Genomic DNA, 16579 nt, shown 5'->3' on the forward strand with positions numbered 1-16579 from the left:
CATCATGTTATGCGAATATATGTTGCGGTTATAATAGCTTTTTGTTCCTCGTTTTGCATGGCTCAAACCAAAGAGCTTCCAACAATGCAAAATGCTCTTGAGAAATATGGTTTTATTCAAGAACAAATTTTAAGCGATACCGATACCATCACTTATTTTTTGAAAAATGTAAAAGAAAAACCTAGCAATTTGGTTGTTTTTATACAAGGAACGGACGCAAATCCTCTATTTTCATATGCTGAAGAAAATGGTAAAACCAAATATTACCGTTGGTTTGGAGATGACTATAAAAAGCTAGATGCATCTTATACTTACGCTATTATTCCAAAACCAGGAATGGAAGGAATGTATAAAGATGGTGATATAACGATTCCTAAAAGCTATTATAAGAATAACTATTTGGAGTATCGCATAAAACAAATGGACGAATCGATTAACCATATCATCAAGAATCATTTGACAAATCCAAAGAAAATTATTGTCTATGGTCATTCTGAAGGAGCGGTGATTGGAGCAGCATTGGCTACTACAAATAAAAGCATTACCCATTTAGGGTTTTGGTCTGGGAATGTATTGCATAACTTTTATGAGTTCTCACTCTTTAATAGAATCGCATCCTTAAAAGGAGAACTTTCTGATGAAGAAGCGCATCAAAATATACAAGGAATTCTAGAATGGTATACATCGGTTATAAAAAATCCCAATTCCACAGAAATTGATCATTATGGATTTACCAACAAACGCTGGTCTACCTATGAAAAAGCGCCTATTGAGTATTTAGTACAATTGGATATTCCTATATACGCACTATTTGGAACGGAAGACGAAAGCACACCTATCGAAACGGCCTATGTACTTCCTGTAAAGTTTATTGAAAACCGAAAAGAGAAMCTAACTTTTGAAGTCTGTATAGGTTGTGATCATGCCTATGCTAAGAAAAATAAAGAGGGAAAACAATCTCTTTGGAGTAAGCAGTTTACAAAATTCATCCAATGGACAGATACCTCTAAATGATTACAGTTTGTAAACAAATCCCGACAGAATACTAAATCTAATATCGAGGTGCCACACTAAGCCAATATGGAAGCGGACACTGAGGCTCCCGAAGTGTCGAAGTGCTCTCGAAGTGTCGAAGCGTACTCGAAATGTGATTAGATGTAACCCACTAGAAATCTTACTTTTTTATTTACTAGAATTTATTTTATTTTTAGACAAGGCTTGTAAGCCAGTCAATACAAACATACATCGAATGTATGAAGAATACATCTTATAGATCATAACCAATTAGAAAAATACCCTATGAATACACTGATAAGAGTAACAAACCTGATTTTTCTAATTTGCATGACTTCAATAACATCCATTGCTCAGGAAAAACCTTTTGAAGTTGTCAAACCCGAATTGATGAGTTTGTCTAGTGACAGCCTAAAAAATATGAATGCTCATTTTCATAGGTTGGTAGACGAAAAACAACTAGCAGGAATTCAAACAGCGATTCTTCGAAAAGGGAAATTAGTTCATTTTGATAGTTATGGATATGCAAATATTGAAGAAGGAAAACCGCTCGATAAGCATCATATTTTTCGGATTTTCTCCATGACCAAGCCTATAGTGTCAGTTGCACTTATGCAGTTGTATGAAGAAGGAAAGTTCAGATTAGAAGATCCGCTGTATAAGTTCATACCTGAGTTTAAAAAAATGAATATTCATAGGGATTCTGTAATAACGGAAGCTAAAAACCCAATTAGAATTATCGATCTGCTCAGGCATACATCAGGATTCAATTATGGGAGAGGACCCAATGCAGCACTAAATCAGCTATATGCAGACGCCAATTTATATACTTCTAAAACGAATAAAGAATTTGTACTCAAATTGAGTAAACTTCCCATATTGTTTGAACCTGGAACAGATTGGCAATATGGATTGTCGACCAATATTTGTGGCTATTTGGTAGAATTGTTTTCCGGAAAATCATTAGATGCGTATTTACGTGAGCGAGTTTTTGGTCCTTTAGCAATGAAAGACACCCATTTTCAATTGCCTAAAGAAAAAATAGAACGATTTACAGTTGGATATGGTTGGCAAGAAGGAACAGGATTGCACATATCACAAGCGCAAAGAGATAACCGATATGTACGTGAAGTTACTTTATTCAATGGAGGTGGTGGATTGGTTTCTACAACCTTTGATTACTTGAAATTTTGTCAGATGCTTCTAAATAAAGGAACCACAAATGGACATCGATTGCTCAAAGAAGAAACCGTTGCCTTACTATTCAAAGATCACTTACAAGAAGTCAAAAATTATCAAGAACGTTTCAGACTTCCCTTAGGTGAATATGGTTTTGGATTAGGATTTGCCATAAGAGGAAAAAGTGAAAATGAATTAGAAAAAGTATATGGATGGGGAGGCGCTGTAGGTACATATTTCAAAATAGATGTAGCTAATGATATGGCGTATGTAATGATGATACAATTATCTCCTTACAGACAATTAGGATTAAGACAATTATTTCAAGATTATGTAGCATCTTCTATTATTGAATAATAGTATAAACTATACTGTTGTAATACTTAGAATATATGTAAAAACTGCATCTTTATATTTTGCAGACAAATAATGCTACTTTGCAGAATATACTTTATAATCTTAGATTAATAGGTGATTTTTGTCATAGTAAACAACCTTTTGGTAAACCCATTAGGAGTTGGATTGAAAGAGATTTAGATTTCAAGGCAAGTCTCGGAGCATTTAAATCTCGATTATCGAGTAAACTTTTAGCTATTCATCGTGAAAAAGTCAATCATTATTGGATTACAAATTGGATTTTGGTTATGCTATTTAGTATTAACCGTTATTCTAGTGTATCTCTCAGTAGGAAGTGAGGATAATGCAGTTGTTGAACAAGCGACAGAAAGAGCTTTTTACTTTGCTACAGTTCCATCGGTTATTTCCTATTATTCGTTTTATTTTTTGGTATTTCCCAAAATTCGACAGAAAAAGATACTACTGTCTATTACATATGCACTTGGTTTTGCCATTGGAGCAGCGTTGATTGGCAATGTGCTGATCTATGCTTTTCTAGGAATAGATAGTTTAACAGGAGCACAAGAATCTATTACTGTAGGTATTGTATTTATTTCTTTTGTAGATTTTATCGTTGGAGTTGTCGCATTGGTAACCAAAGGATTTATTACCTGGTATGAAGAATTAAAAGTAAAAGAAGAGCTAAAGCAAAAAAATCACGAGATGGAAATGGCTTTGGTAAAATCTCAGTTAGATCCACATTTTTTGTTCAATACCCTGAATAATATTGATATTCTGATCCTTAAAAATGCTGAAGAAGCCTCTACGTACCTAAATAAATTATCAGATATCATGCGTTTTATGCTTTTTGAGACAAAAACAGATACGATTTTATTGACTAAAGAATTGGAATATATCGAAAAGTATTTGGCATTGCAGAAGATAAGAACTGCCAATGAGCGTTATATCAATTATCAGGTCACCGGTTCACCAAATGGTAAAGAAATCGCTCCTATGATTTTTCTTCCCTTTATTGAAAATGCTTTTAAGCACACCTCTAATAAAAAAATAGACAATGCGATAACGATTCATATCTTTATAGAAGAAGGAAGTATACGATTTGAATGTAACAACAAGTTCAATCGGAATAGGAAAGTAACTCATATGAATAATGGTTTAGGAAATACGCTTATCGAAAAAAGATTGGCATTGCTATATCCAGAAAAGTATACTTTAAACGTAGTAAAAGAAAAAGAAGAATATAAAGTACGTCTAATTATTACGCAGTAAACTATTGAAAGTATTTGCAACTCGATTATCGAGTAAATTTTAAAGAATTGAATCACGAATGACACCTTATTCCTGTATCATCATCGAAGACGAACCTTTAGCGTTAGAAAGAACTAAAGAATTTGCTGAAAAAATACCATTTCTAAAAGTAACAGCTACTTTTGACAATGCCTTGGATGGTCTTGCCTTTTTAAAAACGAATACGGTGGATGTAATCTTTCTGGATATTAATATGGATGAATTATCGGGTATAGAATTGTTGGAAAGTTCAAAGATTACGAGCGAGGTGATTATGACTACTGCCTATCAGGAATACGCCTTAAAAAGCTTTGAACTCAATGTTACAGACTATCTTTTAAAACCTTTTACTTTTAATAGATTTCTGCAAGCTGTGAACAAAGCACAAGAAAATCTGGATAATAGGAAACAGCAAAAACAACCAGATTTCATTTTTGTAAAAACCGAAAACCGATTAGAAAAAATCAATCTGGCAGACATTTTATATATCGAAGGAATGCGAGATTATCGCAGAATACATATGCCAGATAAAAGAATTATGACACTGCAGAACTTTAAAGAATTTGAGCAGATCATTCCTGCCAATTTGGTTTGTAGGGTTCATAAATCCTATATGGTTTCTATCAGTAAAATTGATTCTATCGAACGAAATCGAATACGAATTGGCGAACAACTTATTCCTATTTCCGAAACCTATAAAACTTTTTTTTTTCAGCAAATCAGTACTAGTAAATGGTAAGCTTGTAACGATTAATATTGGTATTAATTCGAGGCTTGAGATAAAAGTCTTATCTATCGTAATGATTTACGTTCCAAAGCAGCGCTTTGAATTTTTTTTCACCAGTGTAAGATTTGTTTTGCGTTAAAAAATCCTGAAGCCTTGGAAGGATTTTAGCAGAATGAATCTGGTTTTCAGCATGGCTGAAAAACACCTTGAAAAAACGCCATTTCTTTTGTTTCGTTTTCTTTGGGCGAGCAAAGAAAATGAAAAATAGTTCAATTAAAGTGCGATTTTTAAATTAATTACATATAGTAAATCGTATAACATGTCAATACTGTGCAGTTGGAGATAAATTAAAGACCAACTGATTAAGAACTTCTATACTTACCCGTCTTCAGAAGGTATCAATAATAGCTTTTATTTCTAACAATAATTGTTATAAACCCCAAAACCTTTTGCAGATAGAAAATCTGCTTTTGYAGACACATATCTCCGTCTTGCATAGTAAAGTTTTATATCCATTCACTTCCTTAGATATTTGCTTCATTATTAATTGTTTAATTAAGTAAAAAATGATGCAATGAGAACTTTACTAATCAAACTATTGCTATTGGTTATCGCAACGGTATCAGAGTTGGCAGCACAAGTAGCTATTCCAAACGGAGATTTTAATCAATTCGAAACTATTTATAGTCAAGATCAGGAATATGAAATTCCGGTTGGTTGGAGAGAACATCCTAGAAATGAGGAATGGAGACAATCTTATGGAGAAGTTTTTGCTTACAAATATGAATTACCAGATGCCAATAAAAATGCCTTGGCATTACATAGAGGATATCTGGCGCAAAGCAATGAGATCCTAACCAGTTTTTTAGTTCCAGCACATATGGAAGATCTCCAATTGATTGGGCGCTATAAATTTTCAGGATCAGATATTGATAGGGCAGAAGATGTATTACGAATTATCGTCATCTCTTCAGAAAAAGTGATCCACATGATCTCAGATACACATTTGGAAGATGCTAATATTTTGAACATCACCACTCCAAAAGCGCAATTCAACAGGTTTCATTTAGATATAGATAAGATCCAAAAGAATACCTATGTCACGATTGTGATTCAATTAATATCAGGTAGCGATGATAGTTTTTATTGGGGACAATCCAATGCGGTATTGGATGATCTCAAATTTGTATTCAATCATCGTATCACATCCATACACTAAAATTTCAATCTATCTAAAAAATACAAACAGATGAAAACAAACACGATAGACCCAAGAATATTATTATCCACATTGTGGATTGTCATCTTATTTAATATGATCGTAAGAGATCTACACGAATTTTTACGAGAAGGATATATCGAACAGATGATGTCGCTTCAAATACCAGAAGTGAATATGTTGGTATATGGTTTCGTAGCTCAGATTCCAATTATGATGATCTTATTATCCAGAATATTAAAAGACAAAGCCAATACTTGGTATAATACCATTGCAGCGGTTATAACATCACTGGGTTTTCTAAGCACATTACCTAACGCGGATATGGACGATATCTTTTTTGTGATTATTGAAAATATACTATTACTCGTAATAATCCGAGTTTCCTGGAAACTATCCAAACAACCCTCAAAACGAAATACAGAGCTGTCACAATAAACCAACCATAAATCGAACACTGAGGCTCTCGAAGTGAGATAATGAACTCTCAAAATTCAAAACTAAAACCAATCACGAATCCGAGCGCTGAGACATCTAATTGAATCCGGCATGAGAGCGGACACTGAGGCGTCGCGCTGAGGTGCTCGAAGTGTCGAAGTGTAATCAATACAAAACAAAAAACATATGATACATATAAAGAAACTACTAATCATTATATTACTGCTATTAGTGATTGCAGTAAATGCGCAGCAACAAGATCGCTCCTCATTTTTTGTGGGATACGAAACCTTTGAAATGACCATGAATAAGTTCCAGAATTTTGCCGGAGAAGTAGGTTATCGTTTTAATGAGAAACATCAAATGCGATTAATGATTGGAGAGGTGAATCTAACCGAAAGGCATTTATCTAGTAAATGGGAATCTGCGGCTGTGGATGGTGATAATGTAGAAGGCTATTTTCGGATTTATGAATTGTACTACGATCGATATTTTGGAAAGCGCAAGAACTTTTACTACAGTGGTAGTATTGCCTATGTAAAAGATGAGTATAACCATATGATCTCTACTAATCGTTTAGTAAATGAAACGGCAACGGTAGGATTTGCTATTGGATATCGAAAAGAAAATATATTTGGCATCAAACATTTATATACCAATATCTCTATTCCTTTTCGGTATTACTTTAATAACATACCAGAAACACAATGGGAAGGCGCCACGATCAACGCCCACAGATTCGTAAACAACTTTTGGTTCTTTATCGGCTACCAATTTTAACCCAATCAAGAACCCGAGCACTGAGGCTCTCGAAGTGCGGTACAGTAATCATGCAGTTTCACACTGAGCTTAAAATGCAAACAGACACTGAGGTGTCACACTGAGCTTGTCGAAGTGTCGAAGCGCTCTCGAAGCAAAAAAGCGAAACCGGACACTGAGGCTCCCGAAGTGTCGAAGTGCAACCACTCATACAACAAAACCAGCAACTCCTACTAGCTGGTTTTTTTATTTGGGGAAATTTACGTTTCTTTAGTGGGGTTTGTAGATAATTGTAAATAAAATAAAGTGTAATAGAAATGTATATCATTTGAGATACTTTATAGGTCGAAAAAATTAAGTTGAATGAATATAGAAAGTATAGAAATTTATAATTATAAAAGCATTGAAAGCTTAAAGGTACCAATTACTAGAATTTCTGATAAAAAATGTCAAATATTTTTAGGCAAAAATGAATCAGGTAAGAGCAATATTCTCAAAGCAATTTCTTTGTTGAACGAAGATGCCTATTTTGACTATCAAACAGACTGTAACAAAAAAGCAAAGAAGAAGGATGAATCTGTAACAATAACTCTTAATCTGAAATTTGAGAATTTTGGACATTATAGAAAACAATTTGATAATTTTGGAATACCAAAAGCCTTGCAGTCTAAAATTATTCCTTATCAAATTCAAAGACATACAGAAATAAATTCTAAAAATGATAGGAAAGATTACTTACATATTTGGATAAATGATGACAAAGAATTCTCCAAATATGTCTACAATAGTTCGGATTTTTCATTTCATCTGATATCTGATAAGTATAAAGAAAAAGAACCTTTGACAAAGGATAATATTAAGTCAATTTTAGGTTCAACATATATTCTATTAACGAAATCAAAGATTGAATCTCACCTTGAGAAAAAAATGTTGGACAATGTTACGCACAATACACCAATGCCGATAATTTGGAGACCATCAAGTGAATTTCTGATTAATAAGCCTATTGATCTGGATGATTTTTCCACAAAACCAACAATATCCTTGCCCCTAAGAAATATTTTTAATATTTCTGGTATAATCGATATAAAGAAAAGGATCGATTTGATTAAAGATGACATTGAAGAAAGAGCACAATTGAAACAAGAACTTTCTTCTTCAATTACGAATTATATAAACGAAAGATGGCCAGAACATAAGATTAATATATTTATAGAAATAGAAAATATGATGTGTTCAGTAATGGTTGAGGATAAAGATGATACACTTCCCAAATATAAAATGGAACAAAGAAGTGAAGGATTTCAGCAATTTATTTCTATACTTCTTAATTTATCTATCGAAAGTAATACTGAAAAAATCAAAAATAAAATTATTCTTTTAGATGAACCTGAAATTCATCTTCATCCAAGTGGTGTGAAATATTTGAGAGAAGAACTATTAAAAATAGCCTTATCAAATATAGTTTTTGTTGCATCCCATTCTATTTATATGGTTGATAAACTCAATTTAGATAGACATTTTAAAGTATCAAAAGAAATGTCTTTAACATCTATAAAACAAATTAAGAAAGATAATCCTTATGAGGAAGAGGTTATTTACGAAGCTTTGGGGACTTCGGTTTATGAGCATATTCAACCTAATATGTTGATTTTTGAAGGAAAAACTGATAAAGATTTATTTGATGGATTTCTAAAGAAATATAAGAGAGACATAAAACCTGTTAGAATTGGAACTATATCAGCTGATGGTGTAGAAAAGATACCAACGTACGTGAAATTCATGGAAGGTAAACTTGTTAAAGGTTTTATAGTTGTGGATTCTGACTCTGCTGGAGTCAAAATTAAAGAACGAGTGAAAAATGAAAGTAAGTCTTTTAACACTAAAAATACCTTTGAGATTAATGACATTTATAAAACAAATAAAGCTTCCACCCTTGAAGATTTATATCCTATTCACTATATCATTTCAGAAGTTAGCAAAAACTATAAGGTTGAAATAGAGTTAGATAGTAAAAGTCCAATAATCAAACAAATTGAAACCAAAAATAAAAACCTACAAGGAAAGATAAATGTAAAGGAGTTGAAAGGTATTTTGGTAAACGGGATACTTAACGATATAAACAAACTAAGTAAAGAGGATGCAAAAAATAAGTATAATATTTATTACAACTTCGTATTCAATCTTAATGAAAAATTAAAAAAGTAGATCTTTCTAATAACGCTTATGATTAATAATGATTTAAATAATCGAGCAAAGAGATCAAGACAAAAGAGGTAAATATAGAATAGGAAAGTTTTTAAGTAAAAATCTTTGTCTATTCGTTTATTTGAGAGGTTTATATAAATTAATTGGTAAATGTTTACAGAAAAGACAAGTAAAATATTAATGTGGATAGGGATAGCAATTTTCTTTTTAGGAATTGTTTTATTTTTTTGGAATGATACCTTGTTTGAAACCAATCGTCAAATTAAATCTGATAAGGTTGCACATTTTGGAGATTTTGTTGGCGGCTTAATAGGTTCTTTATGGGCTTTGGCAGGTGTAATACTATTTTATGTTGCTCTTAGAGAACAAAGGGCAGATATTGAAACTAACAGAGATGTTCTAAAAACTCAAGTCGAAGCATTAGAAAAACAAATAGAAGAGTTTGAATTGCAACGACAGGAATTGGAATTGACACGACAAGTTTTTACTGAACAAAGGGATACATTAAAACTTCAACAATTTGAATCAACCTTTTTTAGCTTGCTAAATCTTCATCACCAGATAGTTGATGGAATTGATATAGACACAACAAAAGGTGGTAGTCTTTACGATTTTAAGAAAGAAAAAGATGTAACTCTTACCGGTAGAGATTGTTTTCAGTATTTTTTTCAAGAATTTGAAGAGATGTACGCAAGTCGATATGATGAAAAAAATGAATTAGATAGAATTCAAAAATCATACATTGATTTTTACGTCAATCATCAAACTGATTTAGGGCATTACTTTAGGAATTTATACAATATTCTAAAGTTTGTACACAAGAAGAATCCAGGAGATAATTTTTTTTACGCAAATTTACTAAGAGCTCAACTGTCCTCATCTGAACTATTGATGTTGTTTTACAATTGCTTGAGTAAGTTTGGAAATAGAAAATTTAAACCTTTAATAGAGGAGTATCATTTTTTACAGAATATGCCAAAAAATCCAATATTTGAGCAAAAAGATCATACTAATCTCTATAATAAAAGTGCCTTTGGAAAACCTTCGTTAACCGATAACTGATATCAATAATTTGATGATTTTTATCAAATTTGTTATCTTAAATAATTATTCATTTATGAAAATTTCACTTCTACTAATTTTTTCCCTTTTTTCGATCTTTAACATTTGTTCACAAACAAAATTTTTGTCTGGACGTTGGTCTACAAATAAAAAAAATAGATTTCATACTGCTACACAAACTGAATTTCCGGAAAGAAAGTTAGTCAAAGTAACCAGTGTATTAGTCGGTACTCCAATTCCTTTTGAGTTTGTTAAAGGAAACAATCTCCCTAACATTCCAAGTGCTGAAGGAGGAGCTTTATTTGTGGATACAAGAGGAATTTACTTTAATCAACCTAACTTAAATGATAACTTAAATGGCACTTGGGAAGTTTTAGATGATGATAGAATTACAACATACTCCATTTCTTGGATGTTTCATCCTAAATTTTCATCAGGAAAAGTTTTGGCTTCATTTGATGAAGAAACTGAATTTGTCATTGATTTTCTAAACACTAATAATTGTAACGATATAAGTATTGCAATATATGTAGATAATCAGCCGATCAAGACATATTTTGGTACTAATGCTGTATTCCTTCCAAACTCTTCTGTTTATGGAAAAGGAAAAAGGATAACTATATTTAATATTAATGGAACTTGTCATGATCAGGGTGATGTCTCAGGGAAATTAAGGATTTACAAAGAGTTTTAACTAAGGGAAATAGGGAAGGACTAAGCAATAAATAATATATTTATTTAGTAAAGTCTACAACTTAATATCTCCATAAAACTGCAAATAAGAAGATGCAAATATCATTTACAAACTATACAGATGAAGACAAAGCTGAGGTTTTGGAAATGATGGTGTCGTTTAACAAAATGGAGGGCTATGCTTTTGATCCAATTATTAGAGAAAAGAACCTACTAGAATTTACTTCAGACGAATCTTTAGGGAGACTCTATGTAATCAAACTCCAACAACAAACCATTGGATATCTAGTCCTAGCATTTGGATTTAGTTTTGAATACAAAGGTCGAGACGCTTTTATTGATGAGTTCTATATAAAACCTGATTATAGAAATAAAGGAATTGGCAAGACAACACTAGATTTTGTAGCCTCAGAATCCAAAAAACTAGACGTAAAAGCCCTACACCTAGAAGTAGAACCTCATAATATATATGCAAACAAATTGTATCTAAGCAAAGGCTACAGCTCTAATGATCGAAAATTGATGACCAAAAAAATATAGATCAACTCCACAAAGTACAACTTCCTAGCCTTACAAATTCGTTCCTATAAGCCCATAAAAATACTCACCATAGGGTATGTCTTCATATGAGATGATCCTCTAATTTGCTACAATTAGTAATCATAAAAAATTATAGTATGAAACGCTTTCTATTTTTAATTGCTCTGATTTTCAGTTTGTTCGAAGTGTACGCCCAAAATAATGTTGCAGTGACTATCCCACCAAATTGTAATAGGATTAGTGGGAAATCTTTTAGGTGTTGCGGTACGGTGATCGTATATTGGAATGGTACGATTACTTCCACTGTTCAAACATCTTCCAATCGATGGCAAGGATTTACCGGAGCCATGAAAATCACATTTTTTGATAGTGCAAGTCAACCGATTTACGAAATTATGACGCCTTCTTATGGAGTTAATGGCGAAAGCAGTAGAAATGATCGTTGGTCAAGTACCATTCCCGATTGGGTTTTGAACAATGCTAAAACTGCAAGTGCGCAAGGAGTTCATAATTCAAGTAACCGAACTGGAAAATTGATTCTATCTGCTGGAGTAAAATATTTTAAACAACAATCCGGAAATAGTTTTGATTTTTAGCTGACAAACGCACTGCTCCACAAAGTTCACAACTTCACAACGACACAAAACCAGCAACTCATGCATGCTGGTTTTTTGGTTTACGAGAATTTACGTTTCTTTATAAAGGCTTTGTATCTATAATTGCATATAAACCGAAATTATGCAAAATGAGCATATTTCTATGTTCTCTACAAACATAAAAATCAATATCCTATTGAACCTTTACATACTTTTATAGTCTATATAAAAACAAATAAGCTGAAAAAGAAGAAGAATCGAGTTTACAATTTTAAAAAAGAAAACTGATCATAATAAGATGTAAAATATATTACTTATACAAGATTAGGTACGAAAATCATAAAGACACGCACTCAATAGACTAAACATCCATGAAATTAGCAGTAGACTTTATACTAATTATAGGTATTTTATTGAATATAATAGCTTTAATAGGCTTGTTTCGTTTAAAGCAAAAGAAATTACCGCAGTATATATTAATTGTTTTTTGGCTTTTAATTCTTAGTATTTTTATTTTTTTCTATGCGAATTTACATGATTTAAGAATAGTACGATTTATTGCTAATTATTTTCAAGGAGGTGCTCGTTTTATAATTCCACCACTACTATTTCTTTACGTAAAATCAATTTTTAGTAATAAACCAGATTTGCTTAAAAAGAATTTAATTCATTTTGTTCCTTTTCTCATCTATTTTACGTTTTATACGGTGCCTAATTCTTTAGATTTTGAATTTACCAGATGGATTGATGCATATATAAACAGAGCATTAATAAAAGATATATATGGAATCGTATATTTTAGTCTTTCAATAAAGCTTTTCTATGTAGTCAATAAGACTATGAAACATAATTATTCAAACATTAAAGAAAAAGATTTTCTATGGATTAGAAATTTTCTAATCTGCTTTCTACTCGTTCTTATCATTGATCTTCTTCTAACAATAAGCGAAATTTCATTTGGATACAATGTTTCATGGGATGGTTATATCACCGTGTTTTTCATAATAGTAGCAATGTCATACCTTGGTTATTATGGAGTTACTCAATCTAAAATTTTCTTACCTGATTTTTTAATTCAAGAACACATTACAAAAAGCACTGAATTAGAATACAAAACTTCGTACTTAAAGGATGACGAAAAAGATGCGTTGAAGCAAAAGTTTTATAAGTGTATGAATGAGGAAAAATTATATTTATTACCAGATTTGAATTTGAAAATGATTGCCAATAGCATGGAGGTTTCTGAACGTAAGCTATCAGCATTTTTTGGAGAGGTATTAGATAGTAATTTCTATGATTCTATTAATTTATTTCGAGTTGAAGAAGCCAAAACCATTTTAAAATCTGATGCTGTTGAGAGTCATTCGATTACCGGAATTGGTCTTAGTTGTGGTTTTAGTTCAAAGAGTAGCTTCTATAGAATCTTCAAAAATAAAACAGGAGTGTCACCTTCAGTTTATAGAACATTGGCGTTAAAAGAGTCTCATTCCACGTAGTAAGACCATCTTTTTTGATGATTTGTAATTTTTAATTGCGAAAATTTGATCTTTGAAATCATTAACAAATCAAGAGATACTATGCATAAGTTTTTTTTCGTCTTTGTACTTCTTTTATCGTCAAATTTATTTCAATACAGCGAGGAAAATCCTGAAAACTATCCTATTGGAATTAAGGAGGCTCACAACAAACTCCTCAAAAAAAATGATGTTTTTGTGACTGACAACCGCGGAAAAATATTCAGTCAAGAATTAGACGGCTTTAATACAACCATTGATTCTTTAGAGCAAACCGTACAGAAATTGATCAAGAAGTACGAAGGAAATTCTGAAGCAATAGATACACGAATAATTGATAGCTTATTGACTGAAACTACATTCGTACACAAACGCTATCGTTTATTGTATCCAAATAACTATCATCGTTTTGCAAATTTTAAGAAAAACGCAACCGTCTCCAAAGACTATTTTGAAAATGTAATGAAGGGAAGTTTTGATAACCCTTCCTTAGTTCAGTTTAAACATTATAAAAGATGTATGAATTATTATTTTGATATTCTTTCTGCTGGAAAATACAAGTTTTCTCATTTGGAATATGTTCCTTTAAGACGTTTGGACAATCGTTATGATGCCATAGCAGAGTTAGACGCTCATCAAAGCGTGAAAGATTTTTTTATCAAGGAACATTTTACTTCCAATATTTGGACCTACCGTGTAGAAGCTTTTGATTACGCTTTTGCGAAAGCTTTAAAAGATGTTAAAAATCCAACCTATATCAAGAAAATTAAGGATACCTACCAAATGGGTAAAGATAGAAGGAATGCTACCAGCGAAATAAAAGTGTACAAAACAGTAGATGATATCACGCTTAGTGCCCATATTTTCTACCCAGAAAATCATGATAAAACTCAACCAAAACCTGCCCATCTATTTTTTAACGGAGGTGGTTGGGCGATTGGACTACCTGAATGGAGTTATGGAGCTTGTCAAGGTGCAGCAAAAGATGGAAGAGTTGCCATTGCTTTCGATTATCGAAAAAGAAATGTATACGGTACAGATGTAAAAGCCTCAGTAAGTGATGCGCTAGCTGCCATAGCTTGGGTACGTGAAAATGCGAAGGAATTAGGAATTGACCCAAACAAGATTGTGGCAGATGGTTTTTCTGCAGGAGCTCATTTAGCCTTGGTTTCAAGTATGATTGAAAACAGAGAAGATTTTGGGGTGACGTCAAAATATAGTTCAAAACCCAATGCTATCATTTTAGGTTCTTGCCCATACGACATTGCGGGTAGAGATGTTTACAACGTTTCTTACGATACAAAAATGATCTCTCCTCTTTATCTTATAAAGGAGAACCTTCCACCGATACTTGCTTTCCATGGTGAGGAGGATGATATGGTCGAATTTTCTGAATTTGAAAAATTCAGGGATGCTATTCAAGAAACCAAGAATAGTTTCACTTGGCGTTCCTATACTGGTGCCAGACATTTTTATTTTGAAGGAAGTTCTCAAAAAGATTCTGATGAAAGAAGAAAACTTAGAGAAGAATTTTTGCTAAAAAATGGTTTTAAAGTGAAATAAAGCGTGCAGAAAACATTGTGTATTAGTAATAGAGGTTTAAGTAATACAACGAAAGTAGAAAGACAAGAACAAAGGTTAGTAAATAAAATACACTACTACTCATACGCGAGACAGTTAACCTTAATTATGACAAACATTTGAATGTAAAAAGAAGTTTTACATTTTTTTGACACAGTTTTACATTTGATAAAGCTAGAAGTTAGCCTTTAGGATTAAGTTTGAAAAAAATACCAATGAAACAATCCTATTTATTTTCAAAAATCTATTTATTAGCTTTCTTTATCTCTTTGATGATTTCTTGTAGAGGTCAATACAACTCGAAAAAGGAAAATGATAACGTAATTAATACCCTATCAAAAAAAGTAGATTCACAAATTGGAGAATATGTTGGAGTATTTCAAGACTCTAAAGAAAATTTTTGGTTTCAAACTTTAGAAAAAGGAGTAGCAAAATATGACGGAGAGGAGTTAGTTTACTGGACCACAAATGATGGATTACCTAGTAATCGAATTGTTGATGTAATTGAGGATGATTCGGGAAATTTATATTTTGCAACGGGTGCTGGTCTATCCAAATTTGATGGAAAAACATATACAAATTATTCAGAAAAAGATGGACTTTGTAGCAATATGATAAGCAATTTATTAATAGACAGCAAGGGAAATTTTTGGATTGGAACTTGGAAAGGAGTTTGCAAGTTTGATGGAACTCGATTTGAAAAATTTCCCATCCCTTACCCCAAAGTAGAAACTCAAATCAATCCTGATACGAAAGATTGGATTACTTCTATAATAGAAGATTCAACAGGAAATATTTGGTTTGGAAGGGACGGTTACGGAGCAAGTAAATTTGATGGAAATTTGTTTGTTCACATCACTACAAAAGAAGGATTAAACTCTAACAATGTTCAATCTATTGCAGAAGATAAAGAAGGTAACATTTGGATTGGAACAAGAGTAGCGGAAAAAGACAATGCAGAAATTGACAAACGATTTGGAAAAGGCGGATTGAATAAATTTGATGGCAGCAAAATAACTCATTTTCCAAAAATTGACGGATTAAGTGAAAGTGATGTTTATGTAATTTACAAAGACCAAACAAGCAATTTATGGATTAGTACCATCAGTAATGGTGTTTACAAATACACAAACAACAAGTTCATTAATTATAAAGTCCCTGTTTCCGTAATGGATATATTGAAAGACAAAGATGAAAATATATGGTTAGGCTGTGCAGGTGGATTATACAAAATAGGCGAAGATGGAAAAACAAAAAATATCACCATACACGGCCCTTGGAATTAAAATAACGAAAAGCTAGTAACACGTATAGCTCATTGCTGCTGAATTCCTTAAACGGAATTCATTACAATTTTGCTCAGCTCCACAAAGTTTACAACTTCGCGACGACACAAAACCAGCAA

15 protein-coding genes are annotated in these 16579 nt (G+C 32.2%); all 15 read left to right on the forward strand.

The window, feature by feature from the left end; genetic code table 11:
• Positions 1–57 precede the first annotated feature (57 nt).
• The 15 genes from GBO31_RS05570 (at position 58) to GBO31_RS05640 (ending at position 16460) form a co-directional block, all read left to right on the forward strand.
• The gene (locus tag GBO31_RS05570; protein ID WP_219007339.1) at positions 58–1014 is read left to right on the forward strand and encodes a hypothetical protein; all 957 of its coding nucleotides are present in this window, start codon (positions 58–60) and stop codon (positions 1012–1014) included.
• A 285-nt stretch (positions 1015–1299) separates the two neighbouring features.
• Positions 1300–2550: a serine hydrolase domain-containing protein gene (locus tag GBO31_RS05575; protein ID WP_219007340.1), complete on the forward strand. Its 1251-nt coding sequence runs from the start codon at positions 1300–1302 to the stop codon at positions 2548–2550.
• Positions 2551–2793: 243 nt separating this feature from the next.
• A complete protein-coding gene (locus GBO31_RS27295; RefSeq protein ID WP_219007341.1) occupies positions 2794–3819 on the forward strand; it encodes a sensor histidine kinase in 1026 nt (341 codons plus the stop codon).
• A 58-nt stretch (positions 3820–3877) separates the two neighbouring features.
• The gene (locus tag GBO31_RS05585) at positions 3878–4576 is read left to right on the forward strand and encodes a LytR/AlgR family response regulator transcription factor (protein ID WP_219007342.1); all 699 of its coding nucleotides are present in this window, start codon (positions 3878–3880) and stop codon (positions 4574–4576) included.
• A 562-nt stretch (positions 4577–5138) separates the two neighbouring features.
• Entirely contained in the window at positions 5139–5783 is a 645-nt protein-coding gene (locus tag GBO31_RS05590; RefSeq protein WP_219007343.1) for a hypothetical protein, read from the forward strand.
• 30 nt (positions 5784–5813) lie between these two features.
• A complete protein-coding gene (locus GBO31_RS05595) occupies positions 5814–6221 on the forward strand; it encodes a DUF6326 family protein (RefSeq protein WP_219007344.1) in 408 nt (135 codons plus the stop codon).
• A 186-nt stretch (positions 6222–6407) separates the two neighbouring features.
• A complete protein-coding gene (locus tag GBO31_RS05600) occupies positions 6408–7001 on the forward strand; it encodes a hypothetical protein (protein ID WP_219007345.1) in 594 nt (197 codons plus the stop codon).
• Positions 7002–7343: 342 nt separating this feature from the next.
• Positions 7344–9188: an AAA family ATPase gene (locus GBO31_RS05605; RefSeq protein ID WP_219007346.1), complete on the forward strand. Its 1845-nt coding sequence runs from the start codon at positions 7344–7346 to the stop codon at positions 9186–9188.
• 150 nt (positions 9189–9338) lie between these two features.
• Entirely contained in the window at positions 9339–10250 is a 912-nt protein-coding gene (locus tag GBO31_RS05610; protein ID WP_219007347.1) for a putative phage abortive infection protein, read from the forward strand.
• Between the two features lie 124 nt (positions 10251–10374).
• Positions 10375–10944 carry a hypothetical protein gene (locus GBO31_RS05615; RefSeq protein WP_219007348.1) on the forward strand — a complete coding sequence of 190 codons (570 nt, stop codon included), beginning with the start codon at positions 10375–10377 and terminating at the stop codon, positions 10942–10944.
• Positions 10945–11036: 92 nt separating this feature from the next.
• On the forward strand, positions 11037–11483 hold the full coding sequence (locus GBO31_RS05620) for a GNAT family N-acetyltransferase (protein WP_219007349.1): 447 nt from the start codon (positions 11037–11039) through the stop codon (positions 11481–11483).
• A gap of 137 nt (positions 11484–11620) precedes the next feature.
• The gene (locus GBO31_RS05625; protein WP_219007350.1) at positions 11621–12079 is read left to right on the forward strand and encodes a hypothetical protein; all 459 of its coding nucleotides are present in this window, start codon (positions 11621–11623) and stop codon (positions 12077–12079) included.
• A 371-nt stretch (positions 12080–12450) separates the two neighbouring features.
• The gene (locus GBO31_RS05630) at positions 12451–13575 is read left to right on the forward strand and encodes a helix-turn-helix domain-containing protein (RefSeq protein WP_219007351.1); all 1125 of its coding nucleotides are present in this window, start codon (positions 12451–12453) and stop codon (positions 13573–13575) included.
• An 81-nt stretch (positions 13576–13656) separates the two neighbouring features.
• Positions 13657–15156 carry an alpha/beta hydrolase gene (locus tag GBO31_RS05635; RefSeq protein ID WP_219007352.1) on the forward strand — a complete coding sequence of 500 codons (1500 nt, stop codon included), beginning with the start codon at positions 13657–13659 and terminating at the stop codon, positions 15154–15156.
• Positions 15157–15389: 233 nt separating this feature from the next.
• The gene (locus GBO31_RS05640) at positions 15390–16460 is read left to right on the forward strand and encodes a ligand-binding sensor domain-containing protein (protein WP_219007353.1); all 1071 of its coding nucleotides are present in this window, start codon (positions 15390–15392) and stop codon (positions 16458–16460) included.
• Positions 16461–16579: the final 119 nt, after the last annotated feature.

Source organism: Aquimarina litoralis, assembly GCF_019295435.1.
Lineage (GTDB): Bacteria > Bacteroidota > Bacteroidia > Flavobacteriales > Flavobacteriaceae > Aquimarina > Aquimarina litoralis_A.

What these genes read in the sequence shown, in the direction of transcription:
- GBO31_RS05625 (WP_219007350.1), top strand. Translation starts at nt 11,621, where the DNA reads ATGAAACGCTTTCTATTTTTAATTGCTCTGATTTTCAGTTTGTTCGAA.
- GBO31_RS05585 (WP_219007342.1), top strand. Translation starts at nt 3,878, where the DNA reads ATGACACCTTATTCCTGTATCATCATCGAAGACGAACCTTTAGCGTTA.
- GBO31_RS05610 (WP_219007347.1), top strand. Translation starts at nt 9,339, where the DNA reads ATGTTTACAGAAAAGACAAGTAAAATATTAATGTGGATAGGGATAGCA.
- GBO31_RS05635 (WP_219007352.1), top strand. Translation starts at nt 13,657, where the DNA reads ATGCATAAGTTTTTTTTCGTCTTTGTACTTCTTTTATCGTCAAATTTA.
- GBO31_RS05630 (WP_219007351.1), top strand. Translation starts at nt 12,451, where the DNA reads ATGAAATTAGCAGTAGACTTTATACTAATTATAGGTATTTTATTGAAT.
- GBO31_RS05640 (WP_219007353.1), top strand. Translation starts at nt 15,390, where the DNA reads ATGAAACAATCCTATTTATTTTCAAAAATCTATTTATTAGCTTTCTTT.
- GBO31_RS05575 (WP_219007340.1), top strand. Translation starts at nt 1,300, where the DNA reads ATGAATACACTGATAAGAGTAACAAACCTGATTTTTCTAATTTGCATG.
- GBO31_RS05590 (WP_219007343.1), top strand. Translation starts at nt 5,139, where the DNA reads ATGAGAACTTTACTAATCAAACTATTGCTATTGGTTATCGCAACGGTA.
- GBO31_RS05595 (WP_219007344.1), top strand. Translation starts at nt 5,814, where the DNA reads ATGAAAACAAACACGATAGACCCAAGAATATTATTATCCACATTGTGG.
- GBO31_RS05605 (WP_219007346.1), top strand. Translation starts at nt 7,344, where the DNA reads ATGAATATAGAAAGTATAGAAATTTATAATTATAAAAGCATTGAAAGC.
- GBO31_RS05620 (WP_219007349.1), top strand. Translation starts at nt 11,037, where the DNA reads ATGCAAATATCATTTACAAACTATACAGATGAAGACAAAGCTGAGGTT.
- GBO31_RS05600 (WP_219007345.1), top strand. Translation starts at nt 6,408, where the DNA reads ATGATACATATAAAGAAACTACTAATCATTATATTACTGCTATTAGTG.